The organism is Microcoleus sp. BR0-C5 (assembly GCF_036705045.1).
GTDB lineage: Bacteria > Cyanobacteriota > Cyanobacteriia > Cyanobacteriales > Microcoleaceae > Microcoleus.
The window spans coordinates 73863-94298 of sequence record NZ_JAUBTR010000008.1; the positions used below are offsets into that span (position 1 = coordinate 73863).

Sequence of the window (20436 nt, forward strand, 5' to 3'; positions counted from 1 at the left end):
TTTGGTATTTCTTCACAAGTTGTTAGTGACGATAAATTTGATGAATAGTTGACGTGGGTTATCTGTTGTAGGGGGGCGGGTTTAGTAATATTGTTAGTAGGAATTAGATATTATTCGTAAAACCCGCCCCTACAGATATTATCAGCAGCGTTAATCCGCGTTAATCCGCTTTAATCTGCGGTTAAAAACCTGCCCATCTACTTACTAGCATAACCCGTACTTACCAAAAACTCCCGCAACTTCCCAAAGAATTGAGTGCGATCGCGTCCTTGATAAACCCTCTCCAACAACTGCCAACCTTCCGCATCCTGGCCCATGACATACTTGTTCGCCATGAAAGCCGCCAACACCCCCTTCACCTCCCCATCTTCACTCAGACGCTTGTTAGATTCCAGCCAAAGTTCAGCAGAGTTCGTGTATACTTCCACCGGATACTCTTTGCTAACATCTTGCATTTTACCTTGACGGTACTGCCAAATTTGCAGCGGGAAGCGAGAATCAGCGTAATTTGTAAAAGCCTCGGAAAATCGCCCGTCCTGACTCTTGAACTCTGGGATGTCATTTTTGCCAAAATCGACAATTTCGTAACTCACATTGCCCCAAAAATGCTTGAGATGAGTGTATTTTTTAGCCGCAGAGTCGTAGCGGTAAATAAACGAATAATTGCAGCAGCGGACGCCGCTTTTGATTGACACTAAATCTGCTAGCACTTCCGGTTCCTTGTCCCCGTCCAAATCACGGATTCGCAGCGATAAAAAACGTCCTTCTGATATTTCTTCGCTGGCTCTTTGGTCGGGGTTATCTACTAGAGAACGAGTCGGAATCAGCACTGGTTCTTCTAATAAACTTTTACCGTCCCGGATAATTCTGATGCGGAGATTTTTAGCATTTTCTGCCTCTTTTACGAAAGAAACTTCCGCCCGAACTTTTCCCGCTTCCGAGGTTTCTGTTGTTCTCGGCGGGCCGATATTCGGCGGAACTTGGGCGATATATTGGGCAGGAACTAAGGCAGTTTGGCCGGGTTTGGCGATCGCCTGACAGAAAAAACTTGCTACTTCGGCGCGAGTAGCATTCCGAGTAGGTTCTAGCTGTTTAACAGCCGGATAATTCACCACAAGTTGTTTTTCTGTGGCGGCGGCGATCGCACTTCTGGCCAGTTCGGGAATGTCCCGCGCATCTTCAAAAGTTGCATCCAAAATCTCAGCCGCCGGCCCTGCAGGTGTATATTTCAAGCCGCTGGTTAAAGCTACCAAAACCTGCCAGCGGGTAACATTCAAAGTCGGGTTAAAAATACTGCCACTGTATCCAGACATAAAACCAGTCTGATAAGCTTCTCGAATTGCTTTAAAACCCCAGTAATTCGTGGGAATATCTGCAAAGTCGATCGGAGCGCGGACGGTTTTGGCATCTGGAAAAGCCATGCGAACCATCGCCGCAAACTCAGCGCGGCTGACGGGGCGATTCGGCCGAAAAGTGCCGTCTTCGTAGTAGCCACTGATGATTTTTTTCTGCGCTAACTCCTCTATGCAAGCTTGCGCCCAATGGTCGTTAACATCCTTAAATTTGGCTTGAGCAAATGCCGGCGCTACATTCATGCCCGGAAACACTAAATTCCCGATGATTATCCCCAGGGCTACCAGTAAACCGATGATAGCTTGCCATCTGTGCGATCGAATCATAGAACAGACTCCTCTACTTACAAATTGGCGATCGAAACCGAAGCAAATTTTATGGAATAGCAGGTATTTTAACCTGTTTCTCTTAACATACTCATGAGTAGCGCCTTCACAGCCGCGCAGTGATTCCGAGGATTGCGAAGCAATTTCAAAGCTTGGCGATTGCTGCGCTTGGGATTGCAGTGACACAATCAGGCAGAAACTTGTTCCCAAAGTCGATCGACTGTCACGAATTTGTAACCTTTATACAAAAGCAATGGAATTATTTTATCAGCAGAAGCTGCAACATCTTCGCCACCGCAATATCCGTCGTGCAGTACAATAATTGATCCGTTTTCAGTTTGCTGCACGACGCGACTAATAACTTTTCTCACCCCCGGCCGCACCCAATCTTCCGGGACGACACTCCACATTACAGGGCGATATTCCCACTGTTGCAATAACTCTAATGTTCGCGGCGTAAAAATGCCGTTGGGTGGCCGCACGTCCAGGATTAATTTGGGATCTAAATCGCAAGCTTTGGCAATTGCTTTTTGCGTGTCTTCTAAACTTTGTTTTAGTTCGTGGGTTTTGAGTTTGGGAAACGATATATGCTGATAGCCGTGGAGACCGATCCAGTGTCCGCGATCGTACACTTCTTTAGCCGTTTCTGGATGCCTGTCCACGCAAAAACCCAGCCAGAAAAAACTAGCTTTGATGTCGTATTTATCTAAAATTTTTAACAGTTGAGGTGTGTGCTGACGGTGCGGCCCGTCGTCAAATGTGAGGGCAATCTCTCGGCTGTTGATATCTCCCGTCCACAGACATCTGGGAAAAGCAGATTTGAGAATGGGATGAACGACAGGAAACAGGGGTGCTAATGGCATTGGTTAATGTTGCGAAAGTGCGATCGGGTAGAAATGAAGCTGCGTTACAATAGAATAAAGTTAACTCAATATAGGTAAATATGACAACTGCCGTTGATATTGGAACGCTAATTGTCCGCACGCCGGGAACTTGCGGTGGTCGCCCGCGAATTGCAGGAACTAGAATTACGGTACAGAATATTGCTATTGATTTTAATGCCGGGATGACTCCACAGCAAATAATTGATGAAATACCGCATTTGACTTTAGCACAAATTTATGCAGCACTCACTTACTATTACGCGAACAAGGAAGCAACGGACGCCGAAATAGCAGCTTACTACGAAGAGTATGACCGTTTGGAAGCCGAATATATGGCAGGTAAGCTATCGTGAGCCGAATTTGTTTATACATGGATGAGGATATTCTCCAACGCTCGCTGATACTCGCTCTGCGAACCTCTGATGTAGACGTAATAACTACCTCGGACGCTAACAAGCTTAGCTGTTCAGATGAGGAACAACTGATCTGGGCAGCGGAGCAAGGGCGTGCCATATACAGTTTCAACACTAAAGATTTTTGTCGTTTGCACAGTACCTTTATTGCCCAAAATATCGGTCATGCTGGAATTATTATGGGAGTGCAACAGCGGTACTCGATTGGCGATCAGTTGCGGGGGTTTTTTAACTTGATTGCTGCTAAGTCAGCCGAAGAAATGATAAATCAATTGGTGTTTTTAGTTGAGTACATTAGATATGAATAAAAGCTTGAAATAACCGATTGCACCGGAAACTACCAGCCTCTTTAACTCCTTTGATATAGACTGAATCTAGCCACAGTCGATCGACCTCTATCTCGCGGTCGATGCGATCGCCCTACAGCGTCCTCCTATACTGAAAACCAGCATAACTAATCGAAAAACCATCAAGGAGGAACAATGACAGAGGAATATTTAGCCGAACGAACAGTTTCAGCCGTATTTAAGGAAGAAGAACAATTAGACGGCGTAATTCGGCGGTTGCTCGATCGCGGAGTTTCCCGCGACCACATCTCAGTAATGGGAAAAAACTTTCAATCTAAAACTAAAATTGCCGGCTTTATTACTAAAAAAGATGTGATATTAGGCGGTCTGCGAAGCGGGGCGATTTTTGGTTCCTTATTCGGTTCTTTTTTGGGTTTGCTAACAGGCGTCGGCGTGCTGTTTATTCCCTTTGTCGGTGCAGTAGTATCGGCAGGCCCGCTGGGTGCGGTACTGTTGGGTGCAGCTAGCGGCGCGATCGCAGGTTCGGCCGGTGCGGGTCTAGTTTCTGCTTTAGTCACCTTGGGAATGCCGGAAGACAAAGCAACTATCTATCAAACCCGCGTTGAAGCAGGCGAGTTTCTCGTGATGGCAGAAGTCGCCGCCGACCGTTCGGGCGAATTTCAACTCTTGCTAGAAAGTGCAGGTGGCGAAGAAGTTTCAGTTAGCGAAATGACGCTGCCGCGCGCCGTCAAAGGTCGCTGCAACAGTCCGGCAGACTTATCTCCAGAAGTGCGATCGCACCTGTCGGAAGCTGCTCAAAAAACCTTTATGGAATCCTACAACGCCGCATTTGACGAAAGCAACGACTCGATACAAGCGGAACACACCGCTTGGAACGCGATTCACCAGCAATACGAAGAAGATGAAAACGGCGTTTGGACTAAGCCTTTAGCCAAAGTCTAGTCTTGCAATCGCAGCAAACTAATAAAAAATACGATCGAGCCTCTAGAACTGTGATTCTAGAGGCTTTGACGATTTGAGATTTGAGATTTGAGATTTGTGCAAGACTTATAGCACTTCCAAAAAGTCATGCAACAGTAGCTGTAGGGTGCGTCGCTATTCACTAATCCTAAAAAAGAGCGACTATATCGCAGCGACGCACCGGTGCATACACTCTGTCAGGAAACAAACCCAACACTCATGATTGTTGCATGACCAGGCGAGAACTGGTATTAATTATAGTTGAGATTTTATAACTGTGCAAAATTTAATTTTTAATAATTTGGGAATGGCCGAAAGTCGCATTACGTTGGGAAATCGGTATTGCACTAGGTTGCGTTATAAACTACAATCTATAAGCTTACAATATAAAATTGAGTTAAGCAAATGCAAAAATACGTTTGTACAGTTTGCAATTACGTCTACGATCCAGAACTAGGCGACCCCGACGGAGGCATAGCTCCCGGTACTGCCTTTGAAGATATCCCCGACGATTGGGTTTGTCCCACTTGCGGGGCGGCAAAATCCGATTTTGAACCAGAATAAGCGAGAAAAAATTTGTCCGATCGAATCCTCAAAATTACAATCATTGGCGGCGGTGCTGCGGGTTTTTTTAGTGCAATTACCTGTGCCAAAACCTACCCGCAGGCCCGCGTCACTTTACTAGAAGCTGGCCGGCAACTCCTGGCAAAAGTTCGCATCTCTGGCGGCGGGCGCTGCAATGTGACTCACGCTTGTTTTGACCCTGGTGTTTTAGTGCAGAATTACCCCAGAGGTGGGAAAGCTCTGCGCGGTGCTTTTACTCGATTTCAACCGCGCGATACTGTAGAATGGTTTGCCGGTCACGGTGTGAAGTTGAAAACAGAAGAAGACGGGCGAATGTTTCCGATCACAGACGATTCGGGGACAATTGTTAACTGTTTGATCCGGGCTGCTGAGGATGCAGGCGTAAAAATTCGCACCGGCGATGCAGTAGTTTCAGTAAAGAAATTAACCGGGAATAACGCAGAGGGCGAAAACGGTTCGGGCGGGCACGGGGGCACCGCCCCTACGTTTGAAATTGAGTTGAAGTCGGGGGAGGTATTGAAGTGCGATCGCATTCTTCTCGCTACAGGCAGCAATCCGTCGGGTTATAAGTGGGCAAAAGAGTTAGGTAATACTGTAGAACTGCCCGTTCCTTCTCTATTTACTTTTAATATTTCAGACAGCCGAATCAAAGATTTAGCCGGAATTTCTGTTCCTAATGCTAAGGTGAAATTGCCGGGAGCTAAATTAGAACAAAGCGGGCCTTTGCTAATTACTCACTGGGGTTTAAGTGGGCCTGCTGTACTCAAACTTTCGGCTTGGGGTGCGAGATTTTTGCACGATCGCCATTATAAAACATCTGTGCTGATTAATTGGCTTCCCCAGTACAATGCGGAAGTTTTGCGGCAGCAACTGCTAGCGGTTAAGTCGCAGTTGTCGCACCGATTGATTGTTTCTAGCTGTCCGTTTCCGGTGCCGCGCCGCCTCTGGGAACGTTTGACAAGTTCGATCGGCATTGATGAGCAAAAACGCTGGGCCGACTTATCGAATAAAATCCTCGATCGCCTCCTGCTAGAACTCGTTCAAGGCGAATATCAGATTGCCGGAAAAGGCGCATTTAAGGAAGAATTCGTCACCTGCGGTGGTGTCAACCTCAAAGAAGTTGATTTCAAGACAATGGAAAGCCGCCGCTGTCCCGGACTTTTCTTTGCGGGCGAAATCTTGGATATCGACGGCGTGACGGGCGGTTTCAACTTCCAAAGTGCTTGGACTACGGCGTGGTTGGCCGGGAACGCGATCGGCAAACCATCCGATTTGAGATTTGAGATTTGAGATTTGAGATTGGGGAATACTTGCTGTGTAAAGGTTTGGGAGTTGCGATCGGGCGATCGGCTTGCCAATATTAAGTTTTGTGTTATTTTTGAATTAAGGCGCACCAAATGTGTGTCAACTTCAGCTTGTAGACACAATTCGCAGTTTTGCGTCCTTCAACATCGGGTGAGATACATGAAAAACTTGAATCTACAAACCCTAAAGTTCGATCGCAACCTTGAGGGCCATCTTGACTCACCTTTCATCGAAAAAAATGGCTTGCTGGAATTCAACCCCAAATTTATCACTCCCGAATTTTTAACAGCCTGGACGTTTGAAACACACCTGTACGACGAACAAGTTGCGTTGCGATCGACCACTTTGTCCTCACATTCCCTAGCCGCACCGAACTCGAAAACTACGCCGCATCTTTCCGCCCCTTCGGCGTCAAAACAGTTGAAGGCCCCGACTTGTTCCCGATTAACTTTTGTTCGACAAACATTAACGTTCCCTCCGATTTGTGGCTGCATTTAATGACCTTATTAATGCCAGCGGGCGGCTTAGTAGTATTAGATGCGCCCCACGCAGCCGGCGACCAAAAAAACCGCTTTCAGCAAGAAAGAGGATTAGAAGCAGTTCACCACGTCGCGATTCGAGTCGAAAACGTGCAGAATGCTGCTAAAATATGGCAAAATAAAAACTTTAAACCGCTATCAGAGCGTCCTCTAGACTACGGCTCATTAACCCAGTGGTTTCTGCAAAACCCCGCCGGACAAATCATCGAATTAATCGATCGCCACCCCGGCAACAACGCCACCTTTGACTGCAAAAACATCGCAGGTTTGCGCCTCAGCGAAGATAAAGTCAGTAGTCAGTAGTCAGTTGGCAGTAGTCAGTAGTCATTAGTCAGTAGTCATTAGTTAACGGTTAACAGTTAACAGTCAACAGTCAACAGTCAACGGTTAACAGTCAACAATGCCCCATGCCCAATGCCCCATGCCCAATTCCCAAATCTATGGTTGCAATAAAAATCCCCAAAGTCACTTTTCAACCCCCCACATTCAACTCAGTTGAAGAAGAACGCCGCCACCGCAAACAACGTTTAGCCGCCGCATTCCGATTATTTGCCCGCTTCGGATTCAGCGAAGGAATTGCCGGACACATCACAGTCCGCGACCCCGAATACCTCGACCATTTCTGGGTTAATTCATTTGGAATGCACTTTAGTTTAATTCGAGTTAGCGACCTAATTTTAGTCAACCACAAAGGCGAAGTTGTTGAAGGAAATAAACCCGTAAACGAAGCAGCTTTTGCCATTCATTCCCAAGTGCACAGCGCCCGCCCCGACGTAATCGCAGCAGCGCACGCCCATTCTCCCTACGGCAAAAGTTGGTCGAGTTTGGGCCGCCTGCTTGACCCGCTGACGCAAGATGCTTGTTCTTTTTATGAAGACCAAGCTTTATTTGACGATTACACCGGAGTTGTTTTGGAAATCGAAGAAGCTAAACGCATAGCCAAAACTTTAGGTGAAAAAAAAGCGATTATTTTACAAAATCACGGACTGTTAACAGTAGGTCAAACAGTAGATGAAGCGGCTTGGTGGTTTATTGCAATGGAACGTTCTTGTCAAGCGCAGTTAATGGCCGAAGCAGCGGGAAAACCCATTCTCATCAAGCCAGAATGTGCGCGTTTGACACAGCAGCAAGTAGGGTCTCACCGCATGGGATGGTTTAGCTTTCAACCGCTTTATGACATGATTGTGCGCCGGGAACCTGACTTATTAGATTAGGAACTAGGCGGTTGAAACCGCTACTACACAAACACAGTCCGCCTGTGGCGAATCAAGAATGAAGGGGTATTAAAGCCGGATTTAGTATCAGAAGTGAAAAATTTATAAATTCATGCTGACACGGATTCCAGCCAAGCTATCAAATCCTCTTGACTGGTAAAATCTAACAAGATTTCTCCTAAATCATCTAATTGTTCGAGAGATAACTGCTGGATGCGAGTTTGAACTTCTGGTGGGATTTCGCCAGTGCGCCGCGCGATTTGACGCAGAATTAATGCTGTTTGCCCCTCAATTAGACCTTCTTGGCGACCTTCTTGGCGACCTTCTTGCATCCCCTTAATAACAGCACCGCGTTGGTCTTCAAAGAACATTTCCCGCTTTTCTAATGATGCTAACTCGTCAAGGTTTAAGGTAGACCTGTTAGCAATGTTAAAAGCTGTTTGAATTTCGGGTACTGACGCCAATTTATCCGGTATTTCCTCCAGTTCAGGAGCATTTTTTATAAAATAAATCCAGCTTTGAATCAGATTTTCAACTTGTTCTAATTTTTTGTTAAACTTTGGTAGTTCAACAAAAACTAACTCTATTTCTCTATAATACTCGAAGTTTTCTTCGACTTCTTTAAATACAAAATGTGAGAGAAACTTTTCGGTATTTTCAAACAGGATAAAATCCGTAATTGTGAGAGCAATGAGAGGATTTAATTTTGAGTAGCCTTCTCTGCGTTTGAGTTGAGTGGCGTAGGTTTTGGCTGCATTATATATGACGCGCTTAGTAAAAGCTTCTACATTGATGACCTGCATTTCGATAATTACAGTTTTGTTGCCCGTAATTTTTGCTTTGACATCTAGGTAAGTGTCTTTTAATCCAGTAACGCTAGGCGCGGCGTAGGGATCGATGATTTCTAAGTCTTTAATTGTCGGCTCTGCGTTGTAGAGCATAGCATTGAGGAAGCTAATCAAAACTTCTTTGCTCTGGGGCGAAGCAAAGATTTTTTTGAAACCAAAATCTGTCTTAGGGTTGATGAAATTCATAATTGATAATTAGCAAATGGTGTTTTAATGTGATAATTATATCACAAAAGTCCTTCCATTTCTAAATCTTCAATTATCTGCAAGCCGCGCGGGTCGCCGACTCGCAAAAGTGAAGATTTAGCATCTTCCCGCACGCCCATATCTTCATCTTCTTCTAAAGCTTCAATCAAACCGTCGATCGCCCCAGCGTACACTACATTATTCGGCAATTCCCGCGCCAGTTGCCCGATCGCCCAAGCGGAATTACTTCGCACAGCAGACACAGCATCTCCCCGCAGCGCTTCAATCAACGGCGGAATCGCCGCAATCACCACATAGTAACCAACTTTTGCCATTTGACCCAGAGAACTCGCCGCCCACAAACGCACCGCCGAAATATCACTTCTCAAAGCATCAATTAAAGATGGCAAAGCGCGGTGGTCCCTGCAATTTCCCAAGGCCCAAACTACCCCTTTGCGAACGTAACCGTTCCAGTCGCAGTTAAGCTGAAGAATCAGCGGTTCCACAGCATCGGGACTCGGATTTCGCCCCAAAGCATAGGCCGCGCTTACCCGCACCAAGGGGCAACCGTCTCTCAACAAATTAATTAAATGCGAAATTGCTCGATCGTCCTGCAGTTCGCAAAAAGCCCGCGCCGCAATCATCCGGTGCTGAGGTTCCGGGGATTCCAGCAAAGGCAGCATTTCATCGGGATCTGGCAGCGGGGGTTCGGATTCATAAATTTGATCCAAAGGGCTTTCCAGTTCCGTGTCAGTATCAAGGGCGTTGGAGTAGTCGTTATTGTTCATAAAAAAACTTTACCGCACAGAGGATGCTCCTAAGCAACTCAGTCAGCAGTCAGCAGTCAGCAGTCAATAATTGTAGGGGGCGCTTGTCAGCAACAGGCTTTCTGGCCTGTTCCACAACAGATAAATTTTCTTGTGGAACAGGCCGGAAAGCCTGTTCCTAAAAGGCTAATTGAGAATGGTGCAACATATGACTTACTACAAACAAATACCTTTGCTGTCACCTAAGTTGGTAGCGAGGACTTCAGTCCTCATAATTGCTGTCACCTAAGTTTGTAGTGAGAACTTCAGTCGTCATAATTTGGATGAATTACGACTAAAATCCTTACTACAAACGGATATCTCTGCTGTTACTTAAGTTGGTAGTGAGGACTGAAGTCCTCATAATTGGGATGAATCAGGACTTTAGCCCTGATTCCAAACCAGTAGAATTTATATTTCAAAGGGATTTGAGCATCGAGAGGGAATGAGTTTGATAGCCTAATTTTTGATAGAGATTCACAGCAGGCTGATTGCTCAGAAATACTTGCAAACCAATTTGCCGATCGCCCCTTTCCCGCGCCCAATTTTCAGCATGAATAACTAAAGCTGCACCGACTCCTAGACGGCGATGTTCCGGTGCTACGTACAGCAAAAAAATGTGAGCGTAGCGTTCTCCGGTGGTTTGGTCGATCGCATTTCCCAACCACAAACATCCGACAACCGATGTCAGATTTTGGGCTTGAGATTGGGGATTGAGATACTGCGAGGCAAGCGCCGGCAAAATTTCTGCCTCTTCCTGGGTGTTTTTCTGGCACTCTACCCACCAAACCGGCGTCTGGTTAGAAAAATACTGCTCGACAGTTTGAGCCAAATGCCCCAATTCCCGCTCCGGGTAAAGCTCTTGGTAAGTCCGGTGCATAAACTTTACCAGTTTTGCCCGATCGAGTCCCGATCCCGATCGCAGCCAGTAGCCCGGTATTAGTTGAGCAGACATCAGCTCAGCGGACACGGAAAGCGGAATAATTTAGCCCCAAGAAAATTGGGTTCACTACTGCCGCTTGCTTTTGGGGGATCGCTTCCTCAATCGGTGCCGGGGCAGCCATGTCACCCGGCAAAAAGATGCGAGCACTGACTGCTACCAGAGCTGCGAAAAATACTAATACCGCTATTAATGGAGCAATGTATTGACGAATGATACCCATAACCGCAAAAACTTAATTCTTGAGTTGATATTATCAAGTGTACCATACAAATCTTGTCAGCTATAATGGCTGCCATTGGACAATTAGCTCAAGAAGAGAGCGATCGCAAATACCAACAAACAGAAAATCTAATATTATGAGTGCCTCGCCTGCTGTTTATGAAGCTCTAGCTAAATCAATTGTTTTTTTGAATCAAAAGCCGAGCGCGCAAAATGAAGTTTCTAGTTTCCTAGATACTAATGGCTACTATATCGATCGCATATTCGACGACCAAGAAACCAACTTTTATGCGATCGGGTTAGGTTCATCCAATCCCGAAAACCCGCCCGCCCTCGTATTTAAAGGTACAGACTTCATCGACGGCGACGCTATCTTTTCCGACTCGCGGGACATTGGTTTACCTGAATTTGAAAAGAACAAAGATAATATCAAAAATTGGCTGACAGAAATAGGTCAAAATACTGGTAAAAACCCCAACAAATTATTGCCGGATGTCATCGGACACAGTTGGGGCGGAGCAGTCGCTCAAATTGTAGCAACCGAATACACATCTCTGACCGGCGATATCTTTACTTTCAACTCTCCCGGAGTATCAGCGAGTACATTCAACACTTTTCGGAGAAATCTCGGCAGAGTCGGCAACAAAAATGTCACTCACTACATTGTCAGCGGAGATGTAGTCAGCTTGTTTGGCGAAGCATTTATTCCGGGTAAAGTATTTATCCAAAGCTTTACAGACCCGAGTATTAATCCCTTAACTGTTTTGGCGAAACATCGAACTGAAAATTTGTTAACTACTCCGCCCGTGGGTTTTTTGCAGAGGCAAATTTCTGTAGAACAATTAAACAGTCCCGAATTTACTTATAACAACGATTCAGATTTTAACGAGTTTATCGCTGCCATGAATTTGGCCTTGCCCAATGTGTCAGTCGCCATCAGAAGCAGAGGCGGTGCAGAGAGTGTGAGAACCGCACCAGAATTTTCTTTTGTGCAGTTGATCAGAGAAATGCAATACGGTTTAGCTCCCTTACAACCGAATTATTTATCAGGGGACGATCGCAACAATACTGCTACGGGGGGCCCTGGAGAGGATACAGTTACCGGCAACGGCGGTAACGATACTCTCAGAGGCAATCGAGGTAATGACAGCATCATCGGTGGTGATGGCGACGATTTCTTGTACGGCGGCAGAGATAACGATTATTTGGACGGTGGCGACGGAAACGATTTGGTTTCCGGCGAATTTGGCAACGATTTTTTAATGGGTGGTGCGGGGCGCGATCGCTTTGTATTGGAATCCGGCGGCGGAGCAGATGTGATTTTAGATTTTCAAGATAGTCAAGATTTAATTACACTGTCGCGGGGTCTAACTTTCCCTCAAGTTAGAGTAACCCAAGGTGGTGACGGAGCTTTAATTACTATCCCGGTTACTGGGGAAATTCTTGCTACTCTCAGAGGCGTAGTTGCCAGCGATCTTACGCGGGTAGATTTTGTATAGCTTTAGGGCGAGAAAAATTTGTAGTTTTGGTGGTGCGAAACCGGGGTGGGTTTTGTAGCAAAATTGTTTTTATCCACAAAAAATGTCGGCTAAAGCTGCCCCTACAAAGCAACGAAATATGACCAATTAATATGGTTAATAACCGGAGTTTACAGTAAACTTAATTAAGTAGCTTAAACACTAATTCCAAATCTAACGACAGGAAATAAAAAAATATGCCCTCCTCCCCCGCCGCTTACGAAACTATAGCCAAGCAAATTGTTTACATAGATAGCCAGCCCGATTTTCAAACTTTAGTTCAAACAGGTTTGACCGCTGCTGGTTACCAAATCGATCGCACCTTTGACGATCCGGGAACTGGATTTCACGCGATCGGCTTAATTTCCACCACCCCAGACAAACCGCCTGTTTTGGTAGTTCGCGGCACTGACTCGCCCGTAGACGATATTGCCAACGCAGACCCGCGCGGCGCCGGTTTCAACCAATTTGAAGCCAACAAACAAGCATTAGGAAATTGGTTGACACAAATCAGCCAAGATACAGCAAAAAACCCCCGCCGCTTGCCACCCGACCTTCTCGGACACAGCTTAGGCGGCGCCATAACCCAACTAGCCGCCACCGAATTTACATCTACTATCGGAGATGTTGTCACCTTCAATTCTCCCGGAGTGGAGCAGAGCACCGTCAATACATTCAAGCAGAAAGTCGGCGCCGGAAAAAATGTAACTCACTACATAGTTAGCGGGGATTTTGTTAGTTTGGGAGGAGAAGCTTTTATCCCCGGAAAAGTAGTTCTTCAAACATTTACTAACCCGATTATAAACCCGCTACTTGTCTTAGACAAGCACACCCAAAGCGGTTTGTTAACTTCTCCTCCTCCCGGCTTAAATCAGGCCGAAATCTCTGTAGACCAGTTGAACCGCCAGGATTTCACTTTCACAGATTCAGATTATTTAGAACTGTTAGCGGGCTTAGACTTTGCACTGCCAGCCTTGGCAACATCGCTGGAATCGCGCAGCAGTTTAGAACAATTAAGAACCGCTCCGGGAAGCTCCTTTTTAGCAAACGTTGTGGCAATGAAAACTGCTCTCGATCTCTCCCAAATTAATAATTTAGTAGGCGACGATGCCAACAATACAGCATCAGGTTTGGCAGCGGACGATATTATCACGGGCAATGGGGGAAACGACACTCTCAGCGGCAACAAAGGCAACGATATTATCAGCGGTGGCAGCGGCAACGACCAGCTATTCGGTGGCAAAGGGGATGACAATTTAAACGGGGCAGAAGGAGACGATACACTCATTGGCGCCGCGGGTGCGGATCTCTTAATTAGTGGCACTGGACGCGACGTATTAGTGTTAGGAGTAGGCGCCGGTACAGATACACTTGTAGACTTTCAAAAGGGTCAAGATTTAATCGGTTTGAGCGGAGGTTTGACCTTCAACCAAGTGAGAGTTACTCCAGGCGATTTTATAACGACGATTGAACTGGCCAGTAATGGCGAAGTTCTTGCCAGTATTGCTGGCCTTTCAAGTAGTCCGCTAACAGCTAGCGATTTTATTGCGATTTAGTTGGCGGCTGGCAATACAGATATTGGGTAGGGACACAACAATGTTGTGTCCTTATTTTGTCTTATGAACGCAAGCGCACAGAATTTATACTCGTTCGATGATTAAAAACATCAATATTCCAGCAGGGAGGGGTTGACCGAAATCTTCAAAAGTAGTGCAGACATTGGTAAACCGGCGTTGCATAATTGCAGGATGATTTTGATTGCTTTGTGGGATGGGCCCATGAGCCCGAAGGCGTGTATTTTCACAGCAGGCGGGACGGCTAACCCCTACTCCCCACAAGAATCATCCTCAAATTGTGCAACGCGGGTTGACCCGACCCGCCCGAATCTTATAGTTATAGCGATCGCACTTGATCTTAATCGAAATCGTCCAGTCCAGGCCTGGGCATGGATGCCAATTTTTTCTCATCTTCTAAGGGCAGAAAGAAAATCGTCAGCATACCGGGAATCACAGCCAGCGCGCTCATCAAAAAATAATTTTGATAGCCGAGACTCGCCTGCAAGTAGCCGCTAAAAACGCCCGGAATCAGCACTCCTGCTGCCATAAAAGCCGTTGTAATTGCATAGTGAGATGCTTCGTATTCAGGGCGGACAGTCCGCATCAAGAACACTGTATAGGCAGCTACGCCAAGTCCGTATGTAAATTGCTCGATCGAATTTACAGCATAAGCCCATTCAATCCCCGGTTGATTGATTGCCAACAGCCAATACAGCACGTTAGTTGAATTTTGCAGAATTGCCGTCGGCCACATCCATTTTTTCAATCCTTGTTTAGCAATCAAATAGCCGCCCAGCAACCCTCCTATTAACAGAAACATTACCCCTAAAGTACCGGATAATAAGCCCATATCCGACGTAGAAACTGCTAATCCTCCTTTCTCAACTTTATCCATTAAAAATGGCGGAGCCATTTTAAACGTCAAGGCATCGCCTAACCTAAAAATTAAGACGTAAGCCACAATCCAACCTATTTTATCTTGCTGAAAATAGGTTTTGAATGCTTCGACAAAGCTGGTTGTTTGTTGGGGGGCACCGGATTCTAGATCGTAATTTCTAGGATAGGGAAGATACCACCGCTGAAAAAGATATATCAGCACAAACATAATCGCACAAATGCCAAAGGCTGTCGCCCATCCGTAGTTAAGCGCAGACACGCTAAAATCCGAACCGAAAAGTGACAGCGGAATGTCTTGATATATTTTGGTGTCACCTGTATTTCCGCTGACTAAATGCTGTTCTGCCAGTTTCCCCGCTAAGAACACCAATAAACCGCTACCGGCAATGACAGCACCTCTATAAGCCGTGTTGCGAACCCCGACAAATAGTGCTTGTTGGTCTTTATTGAGAGTGTTTAAATAAAATCCGTCAATGGCGATGTCGTGAGTAGCTGACACAAAGGCGATCGCGGTAAAGATAACAAGCGATATAATAATCGGTGCCGGCGTCAATACGCCAAAAGCCAGGAAAGCAAACAGAAAAGCACAAATGATTTCGGTGGTTAAAATCCACTTGCGTTTGGTGGAATACAAATCAACTACCGGGCCCCACAAACCTTTTAATACCCAGGGAAAAGACAAAAGACTTGTCAATCCGATGAGCTCGTTGCTGGTTCCCATACCTTTCAAAAAAATCACCGACATTAAATTAACGACGGTGTAAGGGAGACCTTGAGCGAAGTATAATACTGATACCCACAATCCAGCGTTATGCTTTTTTTCCATTGCAGAGATATTTTACCTAGTTACTTATTTGATTTACTGAGTGCGATCGACAATTCCGGTCAATTAAACCGCTTGCATCACAGTATATGTCATTCCGATGCCAGCGGCAGCCATATAAATAGTGTATTTTAGCATCCTTCGGACTCACAAATATTTCTATTTTTGGAATAACCATGCAAAAAATTTTCTCCGTTAAAATGAACGAGGTAAGCGCGAAGATTCTTGTCCCAGTCAGAAGTGTCGTAAGTTCGCAGCAGTTCCAAAGCACTTTCTTCTATCTGATATGCTGTTTTTGGACTATTCACAGCACGTTCGGGACTGTCATGATTAACAACAATTAAACCTGCATCTAGAAACTGATGCACAGTCTGGCGACGCACAGTTTCCCGCGTATTTGGTGCATATTTTTTACCGTACTCCTGATCCATAAATTCCATAATTGGTGTAATTCCCCGAAGTGGAGATTTGGCCGATTCCCAAGCATCCTTTGGCTTGAGGTCAAGCAAAGCCAGAAGGGTTAAGGCGGAACGTTCGTTAAGCTGACCTTTTGGAAAACCCAGCGCTGCAAGTATTTCTAGAGATTCATCAATACGGTTCTTGATTGTCATTGGGCTATTTTCTAACGGATTTGTCGCCTTCGGCAGTTGTCTCTCGACAAGTTGATCAATCTCCCGCTGTGTAGGAAATATTTCTCTTATTTGAGCGCCAAGTAAAAGTAATTGCTCTACATTAGGATACTTCAAATTGCGTAAATCCGTAGCATTAACTTGAGTGTGTCCGTTGAACAGTCGGAAAAACGCATCTACCAAACTCGAATTTAGATAAACGGCCAATCCCCGCGCTAGGGTGAGGTCTAATCCGCGTCCCTGTTGGTGAAAGTAATTCAAATGGTTCTCAAAACCAACGCTAGAACTATTAATTTTAGTGGCATCCCAGACAACTGCAACAATTCGCTTTTTCTCTTCCTTTGACGAGAAGCGCTTGCTCAAAACATAATGTTCGTTAGGTACGAGGAGTGCAGCAGTTTTTTCCGTGACAGCTAAAGCTTGATGCTTTCTCGTTGCTGTGGGATATTCAACAGCGCCAGCCGAGAAGTGTGCGGGATAAATCAGCGGAACTGTACCGTTTTCAGGTTTTAGGCGCAAGTCAGAGCGAACACGAAAATCTACAACTTTTCCGGTGGAAACTGTTAAGCCTAATTCCTCTAGTGTGCAAGTAAATTGAGCTATTTGCTCGACTACTTTCTGGCTGACCGAATCCGGTAAAATCCGAATAAATTGCTCGGAGTCTTTGGGATTAATTAGGGCGGTATAGGGCAGTTGGTGAGACAAAACCAGGTCGTCGCCCACGCTGCTGCTTGAGGTAATTAGTACAGTATCTGGCTGTTCTATTTGTTTGGTGGCGCGCACAATAATAGTTTCTTGCAGCACCGCATCATCGCGAAATGGCAACTGTCGGGATTCAAAGATGTGTACTTGGCGTAAAGCCATCATTTGCAGGAATACTTTGCGGAAATCTCGAAAGTATAAACCGTTGCAAAAGCTGCGGGGAGTAATCGATACTAATTCACCGTTTGGTTTGAGCAGGTGAGCAGCAGCAACTGTGAAGCCAGCGTAGAGATTGCTGGTTTCTAGTCCTATAGAACGCAGCAAGGTTCGGGCTTGGGATTTAGCGTCTATCTTGGCATAGGGAGGATTGATAATTGCATGGGTAAATTCCCGTTTTACTGGTTGTGTAAATAGATTTGGCTGCAACATATCGGCGCTGTCTTGAATAAAATCAATTTCGCGAACCTCACAGGTAAAAGATATCCCAAAGCGCTGACATTCAATACTGCACAATTCTAAGGTTTGCTTGAGGTATTCTATCAAAATAAGGTCAATTTCATAAGCTGTAACGTGCAGGCTGTGCGGTTTGTTTGGGCGCTGGCAAAGTTCGCAAACAACGGCTGCTAACAGGGAACCAATACCAGCCCCGGCATCTAAAAGCGATATATCGGGACAGTTAAATTCAAACATTCCCGCCATCAAAGTTGCGACGGAGGAAGGTGTTAAAAATTGTCCCTTTTCTCCTCTCTGGCTTTGCTGCAACTTTCGGGTTGCTTCTTGGCGCCAGCTATCTACTCGATCGAGTAAATTGCTTGCAGTTGAGTAGCTGTTACCGGGAAGGGCTAGCGTTTGAAAGTGCGGTACTATCATTTTTTGAGAAAAGTGCGATCGCGAGTTCAGTTTATTTTCGCCCAAAATTCCACCGATGTGCGAAAATGTCAAGCGCACTAGAAAATATATAACTTATCCAAAAGTATGTTGACTGTTCATATAGCTAGAGCGGGAGGTAGCTAACGATGACACAAACTCAAACCAAGCGTTATGATTTTACTTAAGTATCTAACTGTAAATGATGACAACTATCAACTGGAATGAAGTTTTAGATAGTATTTCAGAGAATGCCGAAGAGCCCGAAGTCGAAGATCGATTTGTCAAACGCCTTCTAAATGCACTTGGATTCACATCTGATGAGTGGGTACAACAGTTTAAAACAGGAAAGGGCTCTGCTGATTTTGCTGCTCGCAAGAATCACGATGAGGATAAATTTTCAGTTTCTAAGATTAACCCATACTTAATCATTGAAGTTAAAGGGAGAGTATCAGGAAAGGCAATCATGAATTTAGCAGAAGGTACTCCCACGTACAAAAAAGCTAAAGAACAGATAACAGGTTATCTTCTTGCTCCTAAGTGCCAAACATCTCAATGGGGTATGATCACTAACTCAACAGATATCCAGTTATTCCGTAAACATGGTAAAATCGTATTGCCGGCTACTGACTGCATGAGGATAACCAAAGATAATATTATTGAGATAATTACTAAAATTAAGAACTTGCTGGAAAACCCACCCAAAGCTTTAACAATTTGCATCTATAATGATAAGGGAGGTGTGGGAAAAACTACAACGACAATCAACTTGGCTGCGATTCTTCGACAACAGCACAAAAAAGTGCTTGTTGTTGACTTCGACCCACAACAAGGAGATTTAACCGATTCATTAGGCTTACAGGAGGGAAAAGTCAAATTATCTGATTGCCTGGTTGATGAAGCATTGAATGTTAAAGAAACTCTTCAAGCATTTAATCTGAAGGATAAAGCAGGTCTATTAGTTAAGGTATTTGATGTCATCCCATCTGATTCAGGATTATCGAAGTTCATGGCTTATGATTATGAAGCACAAATTGAGAAAGGTTCAGCAAGGCTGCGAGATTTGCTTGAAATTTTTGTTCGTAATTATGATTACATCTTAATTGATGCACCTACGAACTGGACTTTTTTTAGTAAAAGCTGTGTGATAGCTTCCGATGTAATCCTCATGCCAACAGAACACAATAACTTTTCATCTTTAAAGAATGCTGCTAAAGTGATTAAAGGATTCTTACCTGAAGTTAAGAAGCTTAGGCAGGACGGTGGCCCTATTGCCTTGCCGATATTTTTTAATAAACATAAAGAAACAGAGGCTTCTATCAAAAGAGCCAATGCAGAAATTAAAGCAATTCTTACACTGAAGAAAGGAGAGAATTATATTCTCGATCCTAATTTGTTACCCTATTATTGGCCTAAATCTACCAAAACAGTGATTGACACAACTATATTCAATGTTCCAGAATATGAAGTTGTTTCAAGTGCAGCTTTTTCTCGAAAACCAGCGGTTTTTCAACACAAAAAAGCCGCTGAATATTACTTAAAATTAGCGAAGGAGTATTTTTTGTATGAGTAATTCTGAGAACATTGGTAAGTTAATGCACTTGAAGTTATCTAAAATTGAGTCAGCAGAACCCTGCTCTGAGTCAGAGTTTATCATTGCCGGAGCCGCCGAAGCCGTATTGCAAGCAGGTAATCGCAATTGGATTCCGATTATCGTTAAAGAAACAGGCGACTATCAGTATCAAGTTGTGAGCAATCACTTTGTCTATGCTGTAGCTCAACAAGCCAAATTAGATTTAGTATGGTGTATTGTCATTGACCCAAAACCATCAAATATTGAACAAGCGAAGATTCTAGCGCGAGAAGCAAATCCCACAGTCAATCTGAGTACAGCATCAAAAGATACTATTATAGCTGCACTTGAATACTTAGTTAAAGAACAGAAGTGGAAGAATGTAAAACCAGTTGAAGCTGCCAATAAAATTTTAGCTTCTAACCGGGAGCAATGGTCAGATTTTATCCCTCTGACTAAGCTACCATGTGGTTTGAGTAAGGCGAGATTAGATTGTATTACTAAAGTGTTTTCTATATCGCCACCACCACCACCACCGCCACCTCCTGAAGCGGTTAGTGTGAAACGTGCATCAAGAGATGAAATTTTCGATCGCCTCAATTACTTATCAACTAATAAAATAGGCGGCTTTGAAAATATTGATGCCGAAAAAACAGCCGATGCTATCTTCACCGCGAATAAAGGCAAGTGGAAAAGCCTAACTCCAATTACCAAACTTGAATGCGGCATTGATACAGCCAAAATGAAAATCATTAAAACCCTATTTAGCCTGTAAAACTATGTTAAGTGGTGTAGCGGATTCAATTTACTGGCTCAACCGCTATATTGAAAGATCGGAAAATATCGCCCATTTTGCCGAGGTCAATTTTAATCTCATTCTAGACTCTCCCAGCGGTATTACTCAACTATTTACCGATCGGCCCAATTAATGTACCATTGTGCGAAAATGTCAAGCGGACGCTCAAACCAAAAGTCCGTAAAGG

General features: G+C 44.7%; 19 protein-coding genes and 1 pseudogene. 13 read left to right on the forward strand and 7 right to left on the reverse strand.

From position 1 onward, the window contains the following. Positions 1-197: 197 nt before the first annotated feature. Together QUB08_RS05875 and QUB08_RS05880 are read right to left on the reverse strand one after the other, a co-directional pair. Positions 198-1865 (reverse strand): S-layer homology domain-containing protein, encoded by a 1668-nt coding sequence (locus QUB08_RS05875; RefSeq protein WP_333223883.1) that lies wholly within the window; start codon positions 1863-1865, stop codon positions 198-200. Between the two features lie 2 nt (positions 1866-1867). Continuing rightward, positions 1868-2542, reverse strand: a complete 675-nt coding sequence (locus tag QUB08_RS05880; protein WP_333223884.1) for a polysaccharide deacetylase family protein — start codon at positions 2540-2542, stop codon at positions 1868-1870. A gap of 80 nt (positions 2543-2622) precedes the next feature. On the opposite strand from QUB08_RS05880, the gene QUB08_RS05885 reads away from it, so the two are divergent. From QUB08_RS05885 to QUB08_RS05920, 8 genes are all read left to right on the forward strand, one after another. After that, entirely contained in the window at positions 2623-2916 is a 294-nt protein-coding gene (locus tag QUB08_RS05885; protein WP_333106892.1) for a DUF433 domain-containing protein, read from the forward strand. Further along, positions 2913-3284, forward strand: coding sequence for a DUF5615 family PIN-like protein (locus tag QUB08_RS05890; RefSeq protein ID WP_333223885.1), 372 nt, complete (start codon positions 2913-2915; stop codon positions 3282-3284). The genes QUB08_RS05885 and QUB08_RS05890 overlap by 4 nt, the downstream gene beginning before the upstream one ends. Positions 3285-3458: 174 nt before the next feature. Further along, positions 3459-4226 (forward strand): ChaB family protein, encoded by a 768-nt coding sequence (locus QUB08_RS05895; RefSeq protein ID WP_333223886.1) that lies wholly within the window; start codon positions 3459-3461, stop codon positions 4224-4226. 423 nt (positions 4227-4649) lie between these two features. Continuing rightward, positions 4650-4808: a rubredoxin gene (gene rd, locus QUB08_RS05900; RefSeq protein WP_333223887.1), complete on the forward strand. Its 159-nt coding sequence runs from the start codon at positions 4650-4652 to the stop codon at positions 4806-4808. Between the two features lie 24 nt (positions 4809-4832). After that, complete coding sequence (locus QUB08_RS05905; protein WP_445300894.1) at positions 4833-6119, forward strand: NAD(P)/FAD-dependent oxidoreductase; 1287 nt, start codon at positions 4833-4835, stop codon at positions 6117-6119. 174 nt (positions 6120-6293) lie between these two features. After that, positions 6294-6632 (forward strand): hypothetical protein, encoded by a 339-nt coding sequence (locus tag QUB08_RS05910; protein WP_333223889.1) that lies wholly within the window; start codon positions 6294-6296, stop codon positions 6630-6632. Further along, the gene (locus QUB08_RS05915) at positions 6632-6976 is read left to right on the forward strand and encodes a hypothetical protein (RefSeq protein WP_333223890.1); all 345 of its coding nucleotides are present in this window, start codon (positions 6632-6634) and stop codon (positions 6974-6976) included. Before QUB08_RS05910 ends, QUB08_RS05915 begins: the two co-directional genes overlap by 1 nt. A gap of 137 nt (positions 6977-7113) precedes the next feature. Continuing rightward, positions 7114-7887 (forward strand): class II aldolase/adducin family protein, encoded by a 774-nt coding sequence (locus QUB08_RS05920; RefSeq protein ID WP_333223891.1) that lies wholly within the window; start codon positions 7114-7116, stop codon positions 7885-7887. A 110-nt stretch (positions 7888-7997) separates the two neighbouring features. On the opposite strand, the gene QUB08_RS05925 is transcribed toward QUB08_RS05920, so the two are convergent. From QUB08_RS05925 to QUB08_RS05935, 3 genes are all read right to left on the reverse strand, one after another. Then, entirely contained in the window at positions 7998-8921 is a 924-nt protein-coding gene (locus QUB08_RS05925; protein ID WP_333201841.1) for an Rpn family recombination-promoting nuclease/putative transposase, read from the reverse strand. A gap of 41 nt (positions 8922-8962) precedes the next feature. Further along, complete coding sequence (locus QUB08_RS05930) at positions 8963-9709, reverse strand: HEAT repeat domain-containing protein (protein WP_333223892.1); 747 nt, start codon at positions 9707-9709, stop codon at positions 8963-8965. A 436-nt stretch (positions 9710-10145) separates the two neighbouring features. Continuing rightward, positions 10146-10682, reverse strand: coding sequence for a GNAT family N-acetyltransferase (locus QUB08_RS05935; protein WP_333223893.1), 537 nt, complete (start codon positions 10680-10682; stop codon positions 10146-10148). Between the two features lie 344 nt (positions 10683-11026). On the opposite strand from QUB08_RS05935, the gene QUB08_RS05945 reads away from it, so the two are divergent. Both QUB08_RS05945 and QUB08_RS05950 read left to right on the forward strand, forming a co-directional pair. Beyond that, positions 11027-12388: a calcium-binding protein gene (locus QUB08_RS05945; protein ID WP_333223894.1), complete on the forward strand. Its 1362-nt coding sequence runs from the start codon at positions 11027-11029 to the stop codon at positions 12386-12388. Between the two features lie 215 nt (positions 12389-12603). Continuing rightward, positions 12604-13962 (forward strand): calcium-binding protein, encoded by a 1359-nt coding sequence (locus QUB08_RS05950; protein WP_333223895.1) that lies wholly within the window; start codon positions 12604-12606, stop codon positions 13960-13962. A 358-nt stretch (positions 13963-14320) separates the two neighbouring features. Here QUB08_RS05950 and QUB08_RS05955 read toward each other — a convergent pair whose 3' ends face one another. Both QUB08_RS05955 and QUB08_RS05960 read right to left on the reverse strand, forming a co-directional pair. Continuing rightward, complete coding sequence (locus tag QUB08_RS05955; RefSeq protein WP_333223896.1) at positions 14321-15685, reverse strand: MFS transporter; 1365 nt, start codon at positions 15683-15685, stop codon at positions 14321-14323. A 128-nt stretch (positions 15686-15813) separates the two neighbouring features. Further along, positions 15814-17961 carry an Eco57I restriction-modification methylase domain-containing protein gene (locus QUB08_RS05960; RefSeq protein ID WP_333223897.1) on the reverse strand — a complete coding sequence of 716 codons (2148 nt, stop codon included), beginning with the start codon at positions 17959-17961 and terminating at the stop codon, positions 15814-15816. Between the two features lie 121 nt (positions 17962-18082). Between QUB08_RS05960 and QUB08_RS05965 the strand changes: the two genes are divergently transcribed. From QUB08_RS05965 to QUB08_RS05975, 3 genes and pseudogenes are all read left to right on the forward strand, one after another. Further along, positions 18083-19453: an AAA family ATPase gene (locus QUB08_RS05965; RefSeq protein ID WP_333223898.1), complete on the forward strand. Its 1371-nt coding sequence runs from the start codon at positions 18083-18085 to the stop codon at positions 19451-19453. Then, positions 19446-20228 (forward strand): hypothetical protein, encoded by a 783-nt coding sequence (locus QUB08_RS05970; protein WP_333223899.1) that lies wholly within the window; start codon positions 19446-19448, stop codon positions 20226-20228. Before QUB08_RS05965 ends, QUB08_RS05970 begins: the two co-directional genes overlap by 8 nt. A 4-nt stretch (positions 20229-20232) precedes the next feature. Beyond that, positions 20233-20358: pseudogene (locus QUB08_RS05975) on the forward strand (alpha-E domain-containing protein); the annotation flags it as partial. Positions 20359-20436 lie beyond the last annotated feature (78 nt).

Excerpts from the sequence above, each read along its gene's own strand:
- QUB08_RS05880 (WP_333223884.1), bottom strand. The coding sequence starts at position 2,542 with ATGCCATTAGCACCCCTGTTTCCTGTCGTTCATCCCATTCTCAAATCT.
- QUB08_RS05885 (WP_333106892.1), top strand. The coding sequence starts at position 2,623 with ATGACAACTGCCGTTGATATTGGAACGCTAATTGTCCGCACGCCGGGA.
- QUB08_RS05895 (WP_333223886.1), top strand. The coding sequence starts at position 3,459 with ATGACAGAGGAATATTTAGCCGAACGAACAGTTTCAGCCGTATTTAAG.
- rd (WP_333223887.1), top strand. The coding sequence starts at position 4,650 with ATGCAAAAATACGTTTGTACAGTTTGCAATTACGTCTACGATCCAGAA.
- QUB08_RS05910 (WP_333223889.1), top strand. The coding sequence starts at position 6,294 with ATGAAAAACTTGAATCTACAAACCCTAAAGTTCGATCGCAACCTTGAG.
- QUB08_RS05915 (WP_333223890.1), top strand. The coding sequence starts at position 6,632 with ATGACCTTATTAATGCCAGCGGGCGGCTTAGTAGTATTAGATGCGCCC.
- QUB08_RS05920 (WP_333223891.1), top strand. The coding sequence starts at position 7,114 with ATGGTTGCAATAAAAATCCCCAAAGTCACTTTTCAACCCCCCACATTC.
- QUB08_RS05925 (WP_333201841.1), bottom strand. The coding sequence starts at position 8,921 with ATGAATTTCATCAACCCTAAGACAGATTTTGGTTTCAAAAAAATCTTT.
- QUB08_RS05930 (WP_333223892.1), bottom strand. The coding sequence starts at position 9,709 with ATGAACAATAACGACTACTCCAACGCCCTTGATACTGACACGGAACTG.
- QUB08_RS05935 (WP_333223893.1), bottom strand. The coding sequence starts at position 10,682 with ATGTCTGCTCAACTAATACCGGGCTACTGGCTGCGATCGGGATCGGGA.
- QUB08_RS05945 (WP_333223894.1), top strand. The coding sequence starts at position 11,027 with ATGAGTGCCTCGCCTGCTGTTTATGAAGCTCTAGCTAAATCAATTGTT.
- QUB08_RS05950 (WP_333223895.1), top strand. The coding sequence starts at position 12,604 with ATGCCCTCCTCCCCCGCCGCTTACGAAACTATAGCCAAGCAAATTGTT.
- QUB08_RS05955 (WP_333223896.1), bottom strand. The coding sequence starts at position 15,685 with ATGGAAAAAAAGCATAACGCTGGATTGTGGGTATCAGTATTATACTTC.
- QUB08_RS05965 (WP_333223898.1), top strand. The coding sequence starts at position 18,083 with ATGATGACAACTATCAACTGGAATGAAGTTTTAGATAGTATTTCAGAG.
- QUB08_RS05970 (WP_333223899.1), top strand. The coding sequence starts at position 19,446 with ATGAGTAATTCTGAGAACATTGGTAAGTTAATGCACTTGAAGTTATCT.